The following is an 18,456-nucleotide window of genomic DNA, read 5'->3' on the forward strand; positions in this document are numbered from 1 at the left end:
ACACCTATGAGAAATACTTTATTGACTCTCGCGCTATGCGCTGCCGTTACGGTCCAAGCCGAAACGGTTTATGTCACACTGGAAAAAGACAATGCCTTGGCCATCGTCGATCCGATTGCCGGGTCGTTAACCAAAACGGTACCGGTCGGGCAAAGACCACGCGGTATTGCAATTAGTCCCGATAATAAGTTCCTATATATAGCCACCAGCGACGACGATACGATTAAAATCATCGATGCCGAAACGCTTGAGGAAGTCGGACGATTGCCGTCCGGCGAGGATCCCGAAACCTTTGCGGTCAGTCCCGACGGCAGCCGGATGTTTGTATCGAACGAGGACGACAGTCAAGTCACCGTGATCGATTTGCAAGAACGCAAAGCGATCAAGGAAATCAAGGTCGGCGTCGAGCCGGAAGGCATTGCCGCGAGCCCCGACGGGCGTTGGGTTATCAGTGCTTCCGAAACGACCAATATGCTGCACTGGATCGACACCGAGAACCTTGCTATCGTCGATAACACGCTAGTCGATCCACGCCCGCGGGCTTTGAGTTTTACCGCCGACAGCAAATTCGTTTGGGCGACGTCGGAAATGGCCGGGACCTTGACGATACTCGATGCGGAGACTCGGCAAATCATCAAGAATATTAAACTGGAAGTTCCGGGCGTGACTTTCGATAAGATTCAGCCGGTCGGTGTCGCGATCGACAAGGACAATCGTTGGGGCTATGTCGCACTGGGGCCGGCAAATCGAGTCGCGGTGATCAATGCCAAGACTTATGAGGTCGAAAAATTTTTGTTGGTTGGCGAAAGAGTCTGGAATTTGGCGTTCTCTCCCGATCAAACGCGGCTTTATACGACTAACGGCGTCAGCAACGATATTTCGATCATCGACTTGGCTAGCCATAAAGTCACCAAATCGGTCGGGGTAGGGCGTTATCCCTGGGGAGTGGTCGCGAAGCCATGAATTCGATCGCGTTGTCCGTCGAGGATTTAAGTTTTTCCTACAGCGGCAAGAAAGCGCTGGATAAGGTCGGCTTTTCGATAAATCCCGGTGAATGTACGATTCTTCTCGGGCCGAACGGCGCCGGAAAAAGTACCTTGTTTGCGTTGATTACGAGACTTTATGATACGCGTTCCGGGCGTATTGAGCTGTCCGGCTTCGATGTCAAGAAAAACACTGTAAAGGCTTTGGCAAAGCTTGGCGTCGTGTTTCAACAAACCACGCTCGATATAGACCTGACGGTGATGCAGAATTTGCGTTATCACGCGGCCCTGCACGGCATGAGGCGTAAAGTAGCGAAACAGCGTATACAAGAAGAACTGGAGCGATTCGATATGTACGAGCGCCGTTTCGAAAAAATACGCCAACTCAACGGCGGGCACCGGCGGCGTGTCGAAATTGCGCGGGCCTTGTTGCATAAGCCGTCGCTGTTGCTGCTCGACGAACCGACGGTCGGACTCGATGTGCCGAGCCGCAAGGCGATCGTCGAACACGTTCATCAATTAGTTAAGGACGGGCAATTATCGGTGCTGTGGGCGACGCATCTTATCGATGAAATTTATCCGGACGATCATTTGGTTGTGTTGCATCAAGGTCAAGTCAAGGCGAACGGCGCGATTCCCAAGGTTTTACAACAGACCGGAAAAGAGTCGATCGACGAGGCGTTTTTTGCACTGACTCAAGGAGGACGCGCATGAGGCTATTGCATTATTGGCGGGCGATGTGGGGCATTATCGGCCGCGAATTGCTACGCTTCGTCAAGCAGCGCGAACGTTTTATTTCCGCCCTGGTTCGGCCCTTGCTTTGGTTATTCGTATTCGCGGCGGGATTTCGCGCAGCGCTCGGCATCGCGATTGCGCCGCCTTACGAAACCTACATCTTGTACGAGGTATATATCACCCCCGGTCTGATCGGCATGATTCAATTGTTCAACGGCATGCAAAGCTCGTTGTCGATGGTTTACGACCGCGAAATGGGTAGCATGCGGATTCTGATGGTTGCGCCGCTACCGCGTTGGTTTCTGCTGTTTTGTAAGCTGATTGCCGGAACCGCCGTTTCGGTCTTGCAAGTCTATGTTTTTCTCGGCATAGCCTGGCTGTATGAGATCGAGGCGCCGCTTGAAGGTTATCTCTGGGTACTTCCGGCCTTATTGTTGTCCGGGATGATGCTCGGTGCGTTGGGCTTGTTGCTGTCGTCGTTCATCAAACAGTTGGAAAATTTTGCCGGCGTGATGAATTTCGTCATTTTTCCGATGTTTTTCATGTCGACTGCGCTATATCCGCTTTGGAAAATTAAGGAGTCCAGCGAATTGCTGCATGATATCGCTCGGTACAATCCGTTTTCGCAAGCGGTGGAATTGATTCGTTTTGCGTTGTATAACCAATTCAATCAAGAGGCTTTTATCTACACACTATCGGCCTTTGTCATCTTCATGACGGCGGCCATACTCGGTTATAACCCATCGAAAGGCATGATGACTCGAAAAGGAGGGGGCGCCTAATGCAACACAAAACAATTTTGGTAACCGGCGGTGCCGGTTTCATCGGCGGCAATTTTGTCCGTCGCTTAGTGGAAAAAGGCGGTAGCAAAGTCATCAATCTGGATGCCTTGACCTACGCCGGTAATTTGGAAACCCTGGCGGATTTGGACGGTAACGACAATCATCGTTTCGTGCTCGGGTCGATCGGCGACAAAAGCCTGGTCGATTATTTGTTGGCGCGTTATCAACCCGATACCATCGTCAATTTCGCGGCCGAGAGCCATGTCGATCGATCTATCGACAGCCCCGGTGCGTTTATTCAGACCAATGTGGTCGGCACTTATGGCTTGCTTGAATCGGCCAAGAATTATTGGCGGCAACTCGATAGCGAAGACCGGCAAAATTTTCGGTTTCTCCATGTCTCGACCGATGAAGTCTACGGGTCGCTGGGCGCGGAAGGCAAATTTACCGAGCAAACGCCTTATCAACCGAATTCGCCGTATTCGGCGTCGAAGGCTGCGTCCGACCACTTGGTCAGAGCCTATCATCACACATACGATTTTCCGGTATTGACGACCAATTGCTCGAACAACTACGGACCTTATCAATTTCCGGAAAAGTTGATTCCGCTAATGATTTTAAACGCGCTTAGCGGAACGTCCTTGCCGATTTACGGGGCCGGATTGAATGTGCGCGATTGGTTGTATGTCGAGGATCATTGCCGCGCGATCGAGACCGTGCTCGAAAAAGGCCGTATCGGAGAGGTATATAATATCGGCGGCAACAATGAAAAAACCAACTTGGAAGTCGTCGAAACGATTTGCGCCGTGCTCGACGAATTAATGCCGGATTCGAATTTCAGGCCGCACAGAAACTTGATGCAATTCGTTCAGGATCGTCCCGGACATGATCTGCGTTATGCGATCGATGCCGGTAAAATCAAACGCGAATTGGGCTGGGAGCCGCAAGAAACCTTCGAAACCGGTCTGCGAAAAACCGTGCAATGGTATCTCGATAATAAAGCCTGGTGGGCCAATGTCTTGGACGGCAGTTACCGGGGCGAGAGACTGGGGTTGCAGAATCTTTGAAATTGCTAAAGTTTAATTGATTGTCTGCTTTAAGCTCGGAACACGCCGACACTGCCTACTTTACGAACCGACTCAATTTTTTCCAATCATGAAGTATTACCGAGGAAATAGACATGGCTGAACGATTGCCCTCTGTCAGCGTGCAGCGCAATCTCTCTTCCCCTTTTTCGTCATCGACAAGCATGGTCGGGCGCGGATTGGAGGCCATTCGTAACCCTCAAGCCAATGATCCAGCGGGTAATTCGGACGAGCGTTACCGCTTAGCCCGCGATAGTTATAATCGCATTACCGATGACGGCAATGAAATCCGATTTAACTGCGATGCAAAGGTTAAAGTCATAAACGGCAATGAAAGTGAAGCACTGCGGCCCTTGTTTTCGATGAGGCAGCAGCTGAAACAAGATTTCTCGACGTTCCAAGAATTAGTTGATCAAGGTTACGGCAAGGCCTATTTACCGCTTGCGAGAATGTATTTGGGCGGACAAGGGATTCCTCGAAATGCCGAAAAAGCCGAATATTATATGCGCATGGCGTTCAACTGGTGTACGACTCATCAAGCGCTTGCCGATCCGGAAATTTGGATGGATCTGGCAGAAATGTACGGTAATGGTTTTGGCATTGAACAGAATCCGGTTCAGTCATTGTCATGGTGCCGCAAGGCTGCCGAAGCAGGTCTGGCCTGCGCTCAATATAATTTAGGTTTAAAAATAGAATACGGATTAGGCGTCAAGCAGGATGCAATCCAGGCCGTTTTTTGGTACCGCAAGGCAGCCGATCAAGGCTATGCCGGAGCGCAATGCAACCTTGGTTTGAATTACGAATGCGGTTACGGGGTCGAGCAAGATCCAGTGCAGGCGGCATTCTGGTACCGCCGCGCCGCCGAGCAAGGCTACGCTTATGCGCAAATCGAACTGGGGGCGCTCTATGAGTTCGGTGTCGGTGTGGCGCAAGATGGCGAGCAAGCAGCGTTTTGGTATCGAAAAGCGGCCGAGCAGGGTCATCCTTATGCGCAAGATTTTTTAGGCGAATTGTATTGGTCCGGCTTTGGCGTGGCGCAAAATTATGAAAAAGCCGTGTTTTGGTATCGACAAGCCGCCGAGCAAGGTGCGCCGAGAGCGCAAGATATGCTGCATCGAGTTTATCCGAACGGTCCGGCGGTTGAAACCGTCGATCAGCAAGCCTTGTATTGGTATCGCAAGATTGCCGGTCGTGGGCATGTGAAAACGCAAGAATTTCTGTCGAAATTCGGTATCAATTGGAAAAATCGATAATGCTACCGGAAGAACAAGAACTCAAGCGTTTGGAGACCGAAGAAGCCGAGCTCGAGGAGCAGGTCGCATCCTCTGAGTTGGCGTTGGAAACGTTAAAAACTGAAATGTCGCAGTTTCATTACCGCTACTACCGTCTGGTGGGGTATTTGTACGTCGAAATGGATGAGTTGGATGCCCGAATTGCATCGGAAGAGGCAGAGCGCTACCCCGACAATATCGAGTTGCAAGCGTGGGCCCAGGATGCCGAGAAGCAGGCGAGGCGATCGGCCGAAGAAGCCGGTTTAACCGAAAACCAGGTGCCGCCGGCCAAAATTACGCCGGAAATTAAACAAGCCTACCGTAAAGCGACTAAGCTGATGCACCCCGACCGCGCCACCAACGAGATCGAACGCGAACGTCGCACAATCATGATGGCTCGCGTCAATCGTGCCTACGAGGCTGGCGCTTTGGCGGAAATCGAACAATTGATTATCGATTTCGGCGAAGATTCGGAAGCCGTCGAAGGTAGCGATACCGGCGCGCGCTTGGTCAAAGTGATTCGACGTATCGCACAATTGCGCCGGCGTTTGTCCGAAGCCGAACAGGAACTCAGCGAACAAAAGCAAACGGAATTATACGAATTGATGAACACGGTCGGCGAAGCCGAAGTGAGCGGTGAAGACCCGCTCGGCGACTTGGCCGGGCAATTGACTCAGCACATCAGCGAGCGCAAGGTGCGTTTGGAATTATTGTCTCAACCGGTGAATTAAGCGCTAATAAAAGGTGGAGCTGTCATGATCGATTGGAATCAAACTCACGCCGCCATTTGGCGGCGGAGGAAAGAATGTTTGCGGTCGGTCAAGCAACTGGATGCTATTCGGCTCGATGATTTACTCGGTATCGATCGGCAAAAACAATGCTTGATCGACAATACCGAGCGCTTTTTAACCGGAAAGCCAGCCAATAACGTCTTGCTATGGGGCGCGCGAGGTACCGGTAAATCGTCGTTGATCAAGGCCTTACTCAATGAATACATGGATCGCGGTCTGCGTGTCATTGAAGTGGACAAACAAGATTTGATCGATCTGCCCGAAATCGTCGACGACATTCGCGAACAAGAGCAGCGCTTCATCGTCTATTGTGACGACCTTTCCTTCGAAGCCGATAACGGCTTGTATACGGCGCTGAAGAGCGTCATGGAAGGTTCCATCGAATTACCGCCGGAAAATGTATTACTCTATGCCACATCGAACCGGCGCCATTTGATGCCGGAGCAGATGCGCGATAATCTCGACACCCGCTTAGTCGACGGCGAAGTACATTATTCCGATGCGGTCGAACAAAAAATATCGCTCTCCGACCGCTTCGGCTTGTGGCTATCCTTTTATCCGCCGAATACCGAAACTTTTCTGGAAATCGTCGATAGTTTGTTTACCGGTTATGACGGCGACCGCGAACAATTGCATCAAGAAGCCCTGGAGTTTGCCAAGCTCAGGGCATCGAAAAGCGGCCGAACCGCAAAGCAGTTTTACAATGCCTATAGCAAATGAAACGGCATTCGCCTTAGTTTTCCCGATTCACGTCCAAACAGCGATACAAAGCTTGTTTTTATACTGATATAAAGCATTCCTAAGTAAAAATTCAGCCTCCCTCTTTCAAAAAGACGACTGCATGGATACTGGAGGTAAGGTAGCCATTGATTAATATTGGAGGGGTTTCCATGGTGCGCACGGCGTACACTTCGGAGTTCCAACGATTACGTAATTTTCGCGCAGGATGACCAACAGAGTATCTCAAAGAGATGCGTATAACAGCGAGAGCAGGAGCTTGGGAAATTTAGTTGCTCGGAGATCGGGCCTTAAATTTGATATCTACCCCTCCCTTTTTTTAAATAACCGCAAATGTCAAACAACTCATGAGGAGAAAAAATGGCTAGAACTTCTGTATTACCCTATGCTCAGGCTATTGATTGGGAAATTGATATGCCGTTTAAACATCAACGAATTCATGCTGTTGCACTAACTCATGGTGGCGCATGTACCAAAAAATTCAGTCAAGGAAGCGATGAAAAAAACAAAGGTGTAGGGTCGATTTACCATCTGCGGATGAAATCACCGGGCGTAAAATGGAGCGGTGTCTGTAAGGCTCTATGTATGTTTTGGATTGCGTTCCATGCTAATGACGAGGACTTTTGGGGATGGCTATTTGGCCCAAATGGTGATGTCGATGTTGAGGTTGCCGGATTTATTTGTGATCTACATGGTTCTTATAGCAGTAGAGTCGACCACGGTGATGTCCCTACTCGTGAGATTTCAGGTCTATCCAAAGTTGAATTTATGCGAAAGCAATTGGCTAAGGCAGGTGTAATTCCACGTACTACTGCGACAGGCGGAAGTCTTTCAACCAACCAGCAAGCATTAACCAGTGGCACAAGTCTTGGTCGTGGACGAGAAATTGCTGCTGTGTTGGCTCCTGATTACAAGATGGGAGGCGCGATGTATAAGCAGTTAAGTTTTTCCAGTGCAGGTGGGGCTCATGCAACAGCTGCCTGGGTTGCCCAAGACGTATGTTTTTTTGACCCTAATTATGGCGAATACTGGTTTGAAACTGTAGTCGATTTCCGTAGATGGTTTGAGCTATTCTGGGTTTATAGCGGATACGGTAGCAAGTATGACAAAAACTTTACGATTCATTGTTTCGGTACAAAAGCATAAAAGGTCCTGGTTAGAAGAAAGGGGGGCTTTAATTGACAATCATTAAATTGAAAACCGGAACAGGTGTTTATGTGTTTAGATAATTGGGGTAAGTGAAAAAAATGCCTAACTGATCCTCCGTAGCAGGTGCGCCCTTACTTTATGCCTATGGTAGATCAAAATTCGCCACCGGAGTGCCCGTCAAAGGACGACATGAACCCAGCCCTAAATTATCCAAGACAATTAACCATGGCCAATGGGCTATGGAATTTAGGTGCTGGGTGAATACATCTATGTAGGCTCTATGCCAGCTCCATGCCAGTCGCCCACCTAGCGTTAGGTGAGCGACAGAGCACCCCGGCGCCTTCTAAAGCTTCGCCGAAATTGGAAGTGCGAAAGGTATATAATGAATGAAATTTTTTAGGTAAGTAGCTATGACCGATGATGAATTGCGGGAAATTGTTGCTAATTTAGCGCTGTCCCAAGCCAAAACGGATGCACAGCTGGCTAAGACGGATGCGCAGCTGGCTAAGACGGATGCACAGCTGGCTAAGACAGATGCGCTGTTGGCAAAAACAGATGCTAAATTGAGCAAACTGGCCGATATGTATGGGGGAGTCGGCAATAATCAAGGCAAAGTTGCCGAAGAGTTTTATTATAATTCGCTAAAGCACAAGCTGGAACTCAACGGTATTCAGTTTGATTTTATTGAGAAGAATGTCACGCGAAGCAAAGGCGATATTGAAGAAGAATACGACTTATTGCTGGTCAATGGTAAAGACGTATTTATTGTGGAAGTTAAATATCGCTTACATCCTAAAGATATAGCGTGTTTATTAGGCCGTAAACGAGCTAATTTTATAAAATTATTTCCTGAATACCGGGACTACAAAATTCATTTAGCATTAGCGAGTTTTGCCGTGGAAGAAGATGTTAAGCGAATGGCTTTAGAACAAGGCATTACCGTATTACAGCGTCGGGGTAATATCGTAGAAACATTGGCAGCATAAAAGCAGGAAGCGCTGCTGGGGCAATGTTGTTGACCAAGTATTAAAGCGGCCCCTTTCTTTATTGCTAAGTCATTTTTATGCGGTTACCCAAGCTCCAGCTTGAGTAAGGAATATGCACAAAATAACTTCTACAATTAGTAGACTTTGCGGTGGTTCGGTGACTCGCTTGACAGGACGCCGTGAATACTTCCATGTAGGCTTGACGGCGGCGACTGATTGCCAAGGATGGCGTGTATTAGGGCAATGCAGGGCAGAAAAATGCTCCTGCATTTTCTGCATTCATTACATCCATGTAACTCAGCAATTGCCGAGGAGCAATCTGCCCTGCCGCCGACTCCTGTCAATCGAGCCACCGAACCCCCTTCCAACAGTTGTCTAAGTTTTTCATGCTCGTTCCTAACCTGTTCAGCAAGCTCTAACTTCCCGACAATCAAGAATAATTGAACAAGCGAGTCAGGGTTGATTGAAAATGTACGGATGTTGTGTCGGTCACAGGAAGCTGGAGCTTCCGGGGGCTCTTTCCCAAGCTGGAGCTTGGGAAAGAGCGACTATTAACGCGAAGATAGCCTTTAGAAATCGCTATTTCTCATGCTCGTGCACAAACCCAAACATCGACTCGGACCGCGCCGGCTTTTTTTAACGCTTGCGCCAGTTCGGAAACGGTCGTGCCGGTGGTCATTACATCATCGACGATTGCAATATGATCGAATCTTAGCGGTCCGTTGACGGTAAATGCGTTTCTCATGTTTTTACGCCGTTCTTTGGCCGGCAAGTCGATTTGGTGTGGCGTGTTGCGGTTGCGAATGCAACAGTCGAGATCAACCGGTATCGCTAGTTCACGGCTTAGCGTGCGAGCAATTTCGATCGACTGATTAAAACCGCGTTCCCGATAGCGGCGAGGGTGCAATGGTACCGGTACCAGGCAGTCGGGCATTTCGGCGGATATTTTCAAGTAATCCGCCATCAACAATCCTAGCAGCCGCGCATTTTTGAATTGGCGGCGGAATTTCAATCCTGAGATTAAAAAACGGATAGCACTTTGATGTTTAAAAGGCGCATGCGTTTCGTCGAAGCCGGGCATGCGTTTTTGACAATCGCCGCACAATACCGGCCCGGTTGGCGCGTGTTCGAAAGGGATGCCGCAGCGGTAACAGCAATACGGGTTAGTGATCAATAGCTCCGCGCAAGGCCCGCAAATATCCCTCGAAGCTTGTCCCGGATTGCCACATAAAATGCAGGTGGGCGGCAATAAGTAATTCTGTATAATATTGAGCCAGTTGTTTACCATTTTAAAGTCGTCAGGTTGACAAGTGGTGCGTCATTGAAAAAGATCGGTACCGGGTGCAGCTCGAATCCGACAAAAGCCTGATCGATATCGCTCAATTTTTATAATCCGGAGATTAACAGAATGTCAGCAAACCCAGCAATAAGCACGATTCGCCACGACTGGCGCCCTGAAGAGGTCCAAGCTTTATTCGCACTGCCTTTCAACGATTTGATATTTCGCGCCCAATCGATTCATCGCGAACATTTCGATCCGAATGAAATTCAGATTAGCAGTTTATTGAGTATTAAAACCGGCTCGTGTTCGGAAGATTGCGCTTATTGTCCGCAAAGCGCCCGTTATGATGCGGATTTGCAGCCGGAAGCGTTAATGCCGGTCGATGACGTGTTGAAGGCTGCGCGGCGAGCGAAAGATGAAGGTGCTTCTCGGTTTTGCATGGGTGCGGCCTGGCGTCAGCCGAAAGACAAAGATGTCGCGCGCGTCGTCGAAATGATTCAAGGCGTTAAAGCGTTGGGCATGGAAACCTGTGTGACCTTGGGTATGTTGACCGATACTCAAACCGCGACGCTCAAGGAAGCCGGACTCGATTATTACAATCATAATCTCGATACTTCGGAAGATTATTATTCGGAAATTATCACGACCCGTAGCTATCAAGACCGTCTCGATACCTTGGCGAGGGTTCGGGATGCCGGTATCAATGTCTGTTGCGGCGGCATTGTCGGCATGGGCGAGAGCGAACAAGACAGAGCGAAACTGTTGATCGAATTGGCTAATTTACCGAAGCATCCGGAAAGCGTGCCGATCAACATGCTGGTTCAGGTCGAGGGTACGCCGCTGAACGGTACCGAAAAATTGGATCCTATCGTATTCATTAGAACGATTGCGGTCGCGCGTATCCTAATGCCGACTTCCCGCGTGCGTTTGTCGGCCGGCCGGAACGCTATGAGCGACGAAATGCAGGCTCTATGTTTTCTGGCCGGCGCCAATTCGATTTTCTACGGCGAAAAATTGTTGACGACCGACAACCCGATGACCAATCAAGATCTAGCGTTATTCGAACGCTTGGGCGTGCGTTCCGGCGGGTCTTGCCACGTTCAATGATTGGTATCGATTTCGGGTTGGAGGCCGAGCTCGAACGCTTGGCGCGCGAAGATTTATATCGGTCGCGACGGGTTGTCGAATCCGCTCAAGGCGTCGAATTACAGTGCGGCGGACGAAAGCTAATCAATTTTTGCAGCAACGATTATCTCGGCTTGGCTAATCATCCGTCGGTCGTCACGGCTTTTCAAGACGGTGCCGATCGTTACGGCGTCGGCAGCGGCTCCGCGCATTTGATTTGCGGACATAGCCGTGCCCATCATGCCTTGGAAGAAGAGCTTGCGGAGTTTACCGGCCGCGATCGTGCGCTCTTGTTTTCGACCGGGTACATGGCCAATATCGGCGCGATCTCGGCGCTGACGGGCAAGGGGGATACGGTTTTCGAAGACCGCTTGAATCATGCCTCGTTACTGGACGGCGGTTTGTTATCGGGCGCGCGCTTCAAACGTTACCGACATGCCGATACGGACGGGTTGCTTGACAGTTTGAGTAGAGCCGAAGGGCGGACGATGATCGTGACTGACGGCGTGTTCAGCATGGATGGAGATTTGGCGCCGCTCGATGTGTTGTCGAAAGTCGCAAATGAACAGGATGCTTGGTTGATGGTCGACGACGCGCACGGTTTGGGCGTGATCGGCGACAAAGGACGGGGAATCGTCGAGCATTTCGGCTTGACGCAACAGCAAGTGCCGATATTAGTCGGAACGCTCGGCAAGGCCTTCGGTACTTTCGGCGCCTTTGTCGCCGGCTCCGAAACGCTGATCGAGACCTTGATTCAAAAGGCTCGAACCTATATCTACACGACCGCATTGCCGCCCGCCGTCGCTGTAGCAACCCGTGCGGCTTTGAACATCGTTATCGAAGAACAGTGGCGCCGGGAGAAATTAAACGATTTGGTGCGGCGATTTCGCCGAGGCGCCGAACAGCTTGGTTTTCCGTTGATGCCGTCGAATTCGCCGATTCAGCCTATCCTAATCGGCGATAGTTGCAGAGCTGTCGAAATCGGCAAGCGTTTGCTCGATGACGGTTTTTGGGTCGGCGCAATTCGACCGCCTACCGTTCCGCAAGGCAGCTCTCGACTACGCGTGACTATTTCAGCGCTCCACGAAGCGCAGCAAATCGATCGTTTGCTCGAATCCTTGGCAAAATCTATATCGCAATGACTATTCATTATCAAGTTTACGGCGAAGGCGAGCCAGTCGTCTTGGTTCATGGTTGGGCGATGCATTCAGGCATTTGGCGCGATTTTGCCGAGCAATTGGCGCAAACCCGTCGCGTCGTTTGCGTCGATTTGCCGGGGCACGGCTTAAGCGCCGAAATGCCCGAGTTTACGCTTGAGTCGGTATGCGAGCAGTTGAGCCGAATCGTCGACAGTAAAGCTTGTTGGATCGGTTGGTCGTTAGGCGGGTCGGTATCCTTGGCAATGGCTAGGTTGTTTCCGGAAGCCGTCTCGTCGGTCGTTCTCTTGGCCAGCAATCCTTGTTTTGTCGAAAATGCGGATTGGCCGGGTATGCCGGAAAATCAGCTGGATCTATTCGCCAAGAATCTCAGTGTCGATTGCGAATCGACGCTGTTACGCTTCTTATCATTGCAAATCAACGGGTTGCCCGAGTTTAAGACATTGTCTAAAAAACTTTCGGCCGCGCTTCGAGAATCCCGCATGCCGACGGCAAAAACGTTGCAGGACGGCTTGACCGTTTTAAAGCAGGCCGATTTACGGCAGGTGCTTGCAGAGCTTCGCTTACCGGTCGCGGCGATGTTGGGCGAAAAAGATACTTTGGTTCCGGTTAGGATCGGTGAAGCAATGCAGGCAATCAATCCGTACCTGCATTTGAGCGTGATTAAAAATGCCGGGCATGCGCCGTTTTTATCGCATCGTCCGGAATTGATCGAGAGTCTTAATGAATTTTTGGCACAACCATGAGCGGGGTATTTGAACTGGATAAAACCAAGCTCAGAGAATCGTTCGGATCGGCGAGCCTCTCTTATGACCGTGTTGCCGGTTTGCAAAGAACGGTTGGCTTAAATCTATTGCAAAGAGTGGAACCGGCACAATTGACAGGAACAGTTGTCGATTTGGGCTGCGGTACCGGATTTTTGACTAAAGCGTTGCTCGATGCCGAAAATGTCGAGCGAATTGTTGCGCTCGACATTGCTTTGCCGATGCTGCATGCGGCAAGGCAAAAGCTCGGCGATACAGGTCGTTTGCATTATATTTGCGGCGATGCGGAGAGCCCGCCGTTAAATACGAGCTCGGTCGATACGGTGGTTTCCAATCTTGCCTTGCAATGGTGCCGCGATTTAACGGCGGTTTTCTGTGGCTTGCATCGTATTCTCAAGGCGGATGGCGAATTAGTGTTTTCGACCTTCGGTCCGCAAACGCTCTGCGAGTTAAAAAGGGCGTGGGCCGAAGTCGACGACTATCATCATGTCAACGAGTTTTACCGCGAAACTGAAATCAGGCGTTGCCTGGCCGACGCCGGGTTTAAGGAAATAGCGGTGCAATCCGAAATTTATCGGCCGGTTTACGGTTCCGTATTGGATTTAATGAAAGAGCTTAAATCGATGGGTGCGCATAATGTGTCTTCCGGACGTAATAAAAGGCTAACGACAAAACAGGAAATGACAAACATGATCGAGGCTTATCCGCTTAATGATGCCAATATTGAGGCGACATTTGAGGTTTTTATCGTTTCGGCGAGAGTAGAGAACAATGACTAAAGGGCTATTTATAACCGGCACAGATACCGGTGTCGGAAAAACCTGGGTGACGGTCGCGTTGATGCGTCATTTCAAAAATCAAGGGCATACGGTTATCGGCATGAAGCCAATCGCTTCGGGTTGTCTCGAAATCGACGGCAAACTGAGAAACGAAGATGCGCTGTTATTACAGCAAAACGCCTCGATACCGGTGCAATACGAATGGGTTAATCCTTACGCCTATCGGTTGCCGGTCTCGCCGCATTTGGCTGGAGTAGAGCATCCGCCGGTTTTGGATGATATACGTTCGATTTTTCAAACGTTGCAACAAAATGCCGATATCGTTTTGGTCGAAGGCGTCGGCGGTTGGCAGGTACCGTTGAATGCCGATTCCGATGTTTCCGATTTGGCGCGCGTACTGGGCTTGCCTGTCATCATGGTGGTTGCGATAAGACTAGGTTGTATCAATCATGCCAGATTGACTTATGAGTCGATTGTGCGGTCCGGACAAGATTGCGCCGGTTGGATAGCCGTTTGCTCCGATAACAACATGCTGCTGCGCGAGGAAAATATTGCCACGATTCAGGCAATGATCGACGCACCTTTATTAGGAGTAATTCCTTTTATGTCCGAGCCTGACTTCGATCAGATGTCGTCGGCATTTGTAAAAACCTTATAAAAAGTATTGAAATAAGACTCCAAATAAACCATAATTCTTTTGCGGTTATTTCGGCATGCAAAACAGTTTGTAATGCAAGGGGAGGGCGAATGCGCCGCATTCTCATTATTCAAAGCCTTGACGAGTGAAAAGCTTAAACAAGGCAATTAATCAACACAGGAGAGGAAATTATGGCTTTAATCACTTGGACGGCCGATCAATTCGGCACCAATGTCGGTTTTGCCGACGATGAACATAAAGTTTTGTTCGAGAAACTCAATAAGCTTTACGATTTGGCGACAGGCGGGGCGGAAAGATCCGCAATCGGCGCGCAACTCGATGATTTGATTGCCTATGTCGTAGGGCATTTCGCGCATGAAGAAAAAGAAATGGAAGCGGCCGGTTTTGCCGGTTTGGCGGCACATAAAGCCGAACACGAGGCTTTGGTGGGGACTTGCGCCGATCTACAAAAAAAATTCCATGCCGGCGAAGCCGATGTAACCGATGAGGTGGGGCAAATGGTTAAAAGTTGGTTGGAAAGTCACATTCCCACTTTCGATAGAGGCTATGCTGCTGTTTTGAGTTAATAGATAAAAAAATGAATGGATGCTTTTTCAATATGAAGTTAGCATTTTTCCAAAAAATTTCGATACAGTTGTAGCTTAAGGATTAGACCGAAAATAACTTCTCTGCTTTATAGAGGTTTTGGTTGCTTGATTGGCAGGTGTCGGCGGCAAGGAAAGTCGCCGTCACGCCTACACGGACGTATTTACCCAGCACCTAAATTATCTATGTAATCAATCATGGTCAATAGGTTATGGAATTTAGGTGCTGGGTTTACGGCGTCCTGTCAAGCGAGTTATCGAACCCTCAGCAAAGCTCATAGACCCAGGACGTTATTGATCACGAAATCCTAAATTGACGGTTAAGGTCACTGTCGATGAAGACTGTTAGCCCGGAATGGATTGTGAAAATGGAGACCATTGAAGCCCGTGAAGGAGGAGTCACGGGCTTTTTTGTGCGCGTTAGTTTTAAGGCATCGGCAAAGCACTTCTGGCTTACCGTCGCATCATGGGTTAAAATTCTCGTTTTTAAAATAGCTATTATAAAAACAGGGAAATTAGTGAATGTTGATTTGCTTTGAACCCCGGCTAAGAGTAGCTGATCAGCGAGAGAAACTTTTTCTCTATTTCATTGACCTAGGATAGGGTGCTTGCCGTTAGAAAGCCAAACTGAACAAGTCTTGATTTTAAAACAGACTGGCGCTGATGACGTTACTAAAAATTTATCAATTGCATACAAGAGTTTCTAACTACCACCGGGAGGCTGCTCCGTGAAGAAAACCAAGCAACTGTTCGCAAGCCTGTTCTTGATGTCCTTCGGACTAGGGACTGCACAGGCCGAATATACCCTGAATCTGAGGCAAGGCGTCACTCAGATCAGTCAAGAAGTCTACGATTTGCATATGTTGATTTTATGGATATGCGTGTTTATCGGTATTGCTGTGTTCGGCGCAATGTTCTACTCGATTTATCACCATCGCAAATCGAAAGGTCATGTCGCATCTCAATTTCATGAGAGCACCAAAGTCGAAATTATCTGGACGATCATTCCGACTTTGATTCTGATTGGTATGGCGATTCCGGCCACAAAAACGATGCTCGATTTGGACGATGTTCAAGATGCGGATATGTCGATCAAAGTCACCGGTTGGCAATGGAAATGGGAATATGAATATCTGGATAACGGCATTCACTTTTTCAGTACCCTGGACGAAGCCAGTAATAGAGCGCGTCAGCTGGGTTCCGGTATCGACCCGAGGTCCGTGCCTCATTACTTGCTTAATGTTGATCATCCGTTGGTTGTTCCGGTCAATACGAAAATCCGCTTTTTATTCACAGCGGCCGATGTGCTGCATTCCTGGTGGGTACCTGATTTAGGATGGAAAAAAGATACAGTCCCCGGCTTTATAAATGAAGCCTGGACGTATGTAGAAAAACCAGGAACCTACCGCGGACAGTGCGCCGAACTCTGCGGAAAGGATCATGGTTTCATGCCGATCGTCGTGATCGCGATGGAGCAGGACGACTACAATGCATGGGTTGAATCTCAGAAGGCGGGGGCCGAAGTCGAAAAACAACAGGCGGATAAGGAATGGACCACAGACGAGTTGATGGCCAAGGGCGAAACCGTTTATACCAATAACTGCGCTTCCTGTCATATGGCCGACGGCGCGGGCATGGAAGGCACATTCCCGGCTTTGACCGGCAGTTCTGTCGTCACGGGCGATATCGATGCTCAAATCGAGTTAATGTATAACGGGAAAGGAATGATGCCTGCATTTGGACAAATGCTGAGCGAAACCGAATTTGCTGCGGTCGTCACCTATACCCGCAACGCATTAGGTAACTCGGTGGGTGACTCGGTTCAACCCGCTGCGATTAAGTCATTGAAATCATCCGCACCGATGGATGAAGAGGAAGATGAGGATGATGAAGAGTAATGTTTAACTTTATTCAAATTCTAATCTTTTTAAAATTTATAGAGGTAACAATATGTCTGCGGTAGTAGCTGAACATGATGATCATCACGATCATCACGACCATGGTCCGGAAAAGGGGCTGTTAAGATGGATCATTACCACCAATCATAAGGATATCGGTACACTGTATTTGCTGTTTTCGTTAGCAATGTTTTTTCTAGGCGGCGCGATGGCTTTGGTTATCCGCGCGGAGTTGTTCGAACCGGGCTTGCAATTCGTTGAGCCTCAGTTCTTCAATTCAATGACGACAATGCATGCGTTGATCATGGTATTCGGCGCGGTTATGCCGGCATTTGTTGGATTAGCCAACTGGATGATTCCATTAATGATCGGTGCGCCTGATATGGCGTTGCCGCGTATGAACAACATGAGTTTCTGGCTGTTAGTTGCCGGTGCCTTGTTATTGGCAAGTACCTTGTTCATGGAAGGTGGTGCTCCGGCTTCCGGCTGGACGCTCTATCCGCCATTGGTGCTGCAAACCGGCGCTGCTTTGCCGTTCGCGATCTTCTCGGTGCATTTGCTCGGTATTTCATCGATCATGGGTGCGATTAACATTATCGCGACGATCTTTAACATGCGCGCCCCTGGCATGACGTTGATGAAAATGCCGTTGTTTGTCTGGACTTGGTTGATCACGGCGTTTTTATTGATCGCGATCATGCCGGTTTTTGCCGGTGCGGTAACTATGTTATTGACCGATCGCTTCTTCGATACTAGTTTCTTCGATGCAGCCGGCGGCGGCGATCCTGTCCTTTATCAGCACATTTTCTGGTTCTTCGGTCATCCTGAAGTTTATGTGATGATTCTGCCGACTTTCGGCGTGGCTTCGACGATCATTCCGGTCTTCGCACGTAAACCGTTGTTCGGTTACAGCTCGATGGTCTATGCGACCGCTTCGATCGCGTTTTTGTCGTTCATCGTTTGGGCTCACCACATGTTCACGGTCGGCATGCCGGTAGCCGGAGAGCTCTACTTCATGTATGCGACGATGCTGATTGCGATTCCAACCGGCGTCAAGGTTTTCAACTGGACCGCGACCATGTGGAAAGGCTCGATGACCTTCGAAACGCCGATGTTGTTTTCGATCGCGTTCGTCGTGCTGTTCACGATGGGCGGTTTCACCGGATTGATGATGTCGGTCGCGCCTTCGGATTTCCAATATCACGACACCTATTTCATTGTCGCGCATTTTCATTACACGCTGGTACCTGCGTCTATCTTCATTTTGATGGCGGCGGGTTATTTCTGGCTGCCGAAATGGACCGGCAATATGTATGACGAAAAATTGGGACAACTGCATTTCTGGTTGTCTGCGATTTCGGTCAACGTATTGTTCTTCCCTCAGCATTTCTTAGGCTTGGCAGGCATGCCTCGTCGTATCCCTGACTATGCCGTGCAATTCGCCGATTGGAACATGGTATCGAGTATCGGTGCATTCGTATTCGGTTTCAGCCAGTTGTTGTTCCTGTATATCGTGATCAAAACGATCAGAGGCGGAACCGGCGAAGAAGTGACCGGCGAAGTCTGGGAAGATGCGTCTAAACACAGCTTGGAATGGACTTTACCTTCCCCGCTTCCTTACCATACGTTCACGACGCCGCCGAAAGAAATTCCAACTGAACATTTCTAATCGGATAGCGCTGTAATCGT

At 49.3% G+C, this 18,456-nt stretch carries 19 protein-coding genes; 18 read left to right on the top strand and 1 reads right to left on the bottom strand.

The window, feature by feature from the left end:
• Window positions 1-6: 6 nt before the first annotated feature.
• From ACINK7_RS07225 to ACINK7_RS07265, 9 genes are all read left to right on the top strand, one after another.
• Window positions 7-963, top strand: a complete 957-nt coding sequence (locus ACINK7_RS07225) for a PQQ-dependent catabolism-associated beta-propeller protein (protein ID WP_404360641.1) — start codon at window positions 7-9, stop codon at window positions 961-963.
• Window positions 960-1,697 (top strand): ABC transporter ATP-binding protein, encoded by a 738-nt coding sequence (locus tag ACINK7_RS07230; RefSeq protein WP_404360642.1) that lies wholly within the window; start codon window positions 960-962, stop codon window positions 1,695-1,697. The genes ACINK7_RS07225 and ACINK7_RS07230 overlap by 4 nt, the downstream gene beginning before the upstream one ends.
• Window positions 1,694-2,500 (top strand): ABC transporter permease, encoded by an 807-nt coding sequence (locus ACINK7_RS07235; RefSeq protein ID WP_341328465.1) that lies wholly within the window; start codon window positions 1,694-1,696, stop codon window positions 2,498-2,500. The genes ACINK7_RS07230 and ACINK7_RS07235 overlap by 4 nt, the downstream gene beginning before the upstream one ends.
• Window positions 2,500-3,567, top strand: a complete 1,068-nt coding sequence (gene rfbB / locus ACINK7_RS07240) for a dTDP-glucose 4,6-dehydratase (protein ID WP_404360644.1) — start codon at window positions 2,500-2,502, stop codon at window positions 3,565-3,567. Before ACINK7_RS07235 ends, rfbB begins: the two co-directional genes overlap by 1 nt.
• 113 nt (window positions 3,568-3,680) lie before the next feature.
• Window positions 3,681-4,838 (top strand): tetratricopeptide repeat protein, encoded by a 1,158-nt coding sequence (locus ACINK7_RS07245; protein ID WP_404360645.1) that lies wholly within the window; start codon window positions 3,681-3,683, stop codon window positions 4,836-4,838.
• Window positions 4,823-5,587 carry a J domain-containing protein gene (locus ACINK7_RS07250; RefSeq protein ID WP_404360646.1) on the top strand — a complete coding sequence of 255 codons (765 nt, stop codon included), beginning with the start codon at window positions 4,823-4,825 and terminating at the stop codon, window positions 5,585-5,587. The genes ACINK7_RS07245 and ACINK7_RS07250 overlap by 16 nt, the downstream gene beginning before the upstream one ends.
• A 24-nt stretch (window positions 5,588-5,611) precedes the next feature.
• A complete protein-coding gene (locus tag ACINK7_RS07255) occupies window positions 5,612-6,367 on the top strand; it encodes an ATP-binding protein (RefSeq protein ID WP_404360648.1) in 756 nt (251 codons plus the stop codon).
• 378 nt (window positions 6,368-6,745) lie between these two features.
• Window positions 6,746-7,531, top strand: coding sequence for a YopT-type cysteine protease domain-containing protein (locus ACINK7_RS07260; RefSeq protein ID WP_404360649.1), 786 nt, complete (start codon window positions 6,746-6,748; stop codon window positions 7,529-7,531).
• 413 nt (window positions 7,532-7,944) lie between these two features.
• Window positions 7,945-8,520 carry a hypothetical protein gene (locus ACINK7_RS07265; protein WP_341328471.1) on the top strand — a complete coding sequence of 192 codons (576 nt, stop codon included), beginning with the start codon at window positions 7,945-7,947 and terminating at the stop codon, window positions 8,518-8,520.
• 586 nt (window positions 8,521-9,106) lie between these two features.
• On the opposite strand, the gene ACINK7_RS07270 is transcribed toward ACINK7_RS07265, so the two are convergent.
• The gene (locus tag ACINK7_RS07270) at window positions 9,107-9,808 is read right to left on the bottom strand and encodes a ComF family protein (RefSeq protein WP_404360650.1); all 702 of its coding nucleotides are present in this window, start codon (window positions 9,806-9,808) and stop codon (window positions 9,107-9,109) included.
• A 120-nt stretch (window positions 9,809-9,928) separates the two neighbouring features.
• Here ACINK7_RS07270 and bioB point away from each other — a divergent pair, with 120 nt between their 5' ends.
• The 9 genes from bioB (at window position 9,929) to ctaD (ending at window position 18,436) form a co-directional block, all read left to right on the top strand.
• Entirely contained in the window at window positions 9,929-10,909 is a 981-nt protein-coding gene (gene bioB / locus ACINK7_RS07275; protein ID WP_404360651.1) for a biotin synthase BioB, read from the top strand.
• Complete coding sequence (gene bioF / locus ACINK7_RS07280) at window positions 10,906-12,069, top strand: 8-amino-7-oxononanoate synthase (RefSeq protein ID WP_404360652.1); 1,164 nt, start codon at window positions 10,906-10,908, stop codon at window positions 12,067-12,069. The genes bioB and bioF overlap by 4 nt, the downstream gene beginning before the upstream one ends.
• Entirely contained in the window at window positions 12,066-12,830 is a 765-nt protein-coding gene (gene bioH / locus ACINK7_RS07285) for a pimeloyl-ACP methyl ester esterase BioH (protein WP_404360654.1), read from the top strand. Before bioF ends, bioH begins: the two co-directional genes overlap by 4 nt.
• Complete coding sequence (gene bioC / locus ACINK7_RS07290) at window positions 12,827-13,627, top strand: malonyl-ACP O-methyltransferase BioC (RefSeq protein WP_404360655.1); 801 nt, start codon at window positions 12,827-12,829, stop codon at window positions 13,625-13,627. The genes bioH and bioC overlap by 4 nt, the downstream gene beginning before the upstream one ends.
• A complete protein-coding gene (gene bioD, locus ACINK7_RS07295; RefSeq protein WP_404360656.1) occupies window positions 13,620-14,285 on the top strand; it encodes a dethiobiotin synthase in 666 nt (221 codons plus the stop codon). The genes bioC and bioD overlap by 8 nt, the downstream gene beginning before the upstream one ends.
• A 170-nt stretch (window positions 14,286-14,455) precedes the next feature.
• Window positions 14,456-14,851, top strand: a complete 396-nt coding sequence (locus ACINK7_RS07300; protein ID WP_404360657.1) for a bacteriohemerythrin — start codon at window positions 14,456-14,458, stop codon at window positions 14,849-14,851.
• 353 nt (window positions 14,852-15,204) lie between these two features.
• Window positions 15,205-15,408 (top strand): hypothetical protein, encoded by a 204-nt coding sequence (locus ACINK7_RS07305; protein WP_404360659.1) that lies wholly within the window; start codon window positions 15,205-15,207, stop codon window positions 15,406-15,408.
• Between the two features lie 189 nt (window positions 15,409-15,597).
• A complete protein-coding gene (coxB, locus tag ACINK7_RS07310; RefSeq protein WP_404360661.1) occupies window positions 15,598-16,767 on the top strand; it encodes a cytochrome c oxidase subunit II in 1,170 nt (389 codons plus the stop codon).
• A 52-nt stretch (window positions 16,768-16,819) separates the two neighbouring features.
• Window positions 16,820-18,436, top strand: a complete 1,617-nt coding sequence (gene ctaD, locus ACINK7_RS07315; RefSeq protein WP_404360662.1) for a cytochrome c oxidase subunit I — start codon at window positions 16,820-16,822, stop codon at window positions 18,434-18,436.
• Window positions 18,437-18,456: the final 20 nt, after the last annotated feature.

It is taken from the genome of Methylotuvimicrobium sp. KM1, assembly GCF_044788715.1.
Taxonomy (GTDB): Bacteria; Pseudomonadota; Gammaproteobacteria; order Methylococcales; family Methylomonadaceae; genus Methylotuvimicrobium.

What these genes read in the sequence shown, in the direction of transcription:
- ACINK7_RS07235 (WP_341328465.1), top strand. Translation starts at nt 1,694, where the DNA reads ATGAGGCTATTGCATTATTGGCGGGCGATGTGGGGCATTATCGGCCGC.
- ACINK7_RS07305 (WP_404360659.1), top strand. Translation starts at nt 15,205, where the DNA reads ATGAAGACTGTTAGCCCGGAATGGATTGTGAAAATGGAGACCATTGAA.
- rfbB (WP_404360644.1), top strand. Translation starts at nt 2,500, where the DNA reads ATGCAACACAAAACAATTTTGGTAACCGGCGGTGCCGGTTTCATCGGC.
- ACINK7_RS07265 (WP_341328471.1), top strand. Translation starts at nt 7,945, where the DNA reads ATGACCGATGATGAATTGCGGGAAATTGTTGCTAATTTAGCGCTGTCC.
- ACINK7_RS07245 (WP_404360645.1), top strand. Translation starts at nt 3,681, where the DNA reads ATGGCTGAACGATTGCCCTCTGTCAGCGTGCAGCGCAATCTCTCTTCC.
- ACINK7_RS07270 (WP_404360650.1), bottom strand. Translation starts at nt 9,808, where the DNA reads ATGGTAAACAACTGGCTCAATATTATACAGAATTACTTATTGCCGCCC.
- ACINK7_RS07300 (WP_404360657.1), top strand. Translation starts at nt 14,456, where the DNA reads ATGGCTTTAATCACTTGGACGGCCGATCAATTCGGCACCAATGTCGGT.
- bioD (WP_404360656.1), top strand. Translation starts at nt 13,620, where the DNA reads ATGACTAAAGGGCTATTTATAACCGGCACAGATACCGGTGTCGGAAAA.
- bioC (WP_404360655.1), top strand. Translation starts at nt 12,827, where the DNA reads ATGAGCGGGGTATTTGAACTGGATAAAACCAAGCTCAGAGAATCGTTC.
- ctaD (WP_404360662.1), top strand. Translation starts at nt 16,820, where the DNA reads ATGTCTGCGGTAGTAGCTGAACATGATGATCATCACGATCATCACGAC.
- bioH (WP_404360654.1), top strand. Translation starts at nt 12,066, where the DNA reads ATGACTATTCATTATCAAGTTTACGGCGAAGGCGAGCCAGTCGTCTTG.
- ACINK7_RS07255 (WP_404360648.1), top strand. Translation starts at nt 5,612, where the DNA reads ATGATCGATTGGAATCAAACTCACGCCGCCATTTGGCGGCGGAGGAAA.
- bioB (WP_404360651.1), top strand. Translation starts at nt 9,929, where the DNA reads ATGTCAGCAAACCCAGCAATAAGCACGATTCGCCACGACTGGCGCCCT.
- ACINK7_RS07230 (WP_404360642.1), top strand. Translation starts at nt 960, where the DNA reads ATGAATTCGATCGCGTTGTCCGTCGAGGATTTAAGTTTTTCCTACAGC.
- ACINK7_RS07225 (WP_404360641.1), top strand. Translation starts at nt 7, where the DNA reads ATGAGAAATACTTTATTGACTCTCGCGCTATGCGCTGCCGTTACGGTC.
- ACINK7_RS07260 (WP_404360649.1), top strand. Translation starts at nt 6,746, where the DNA reads ATGGCTAGAACTTCTGTATTACCCTATGCTCAGGCTATTGATTGGGAA.
- bioF (WP_404360652.1), top strand. Translation starts at nt 10,906, where the DNA reads ATGATTGGTATCGATTTCGGGTTGGAGGCCGAGCTCGAACGCTTGGCG.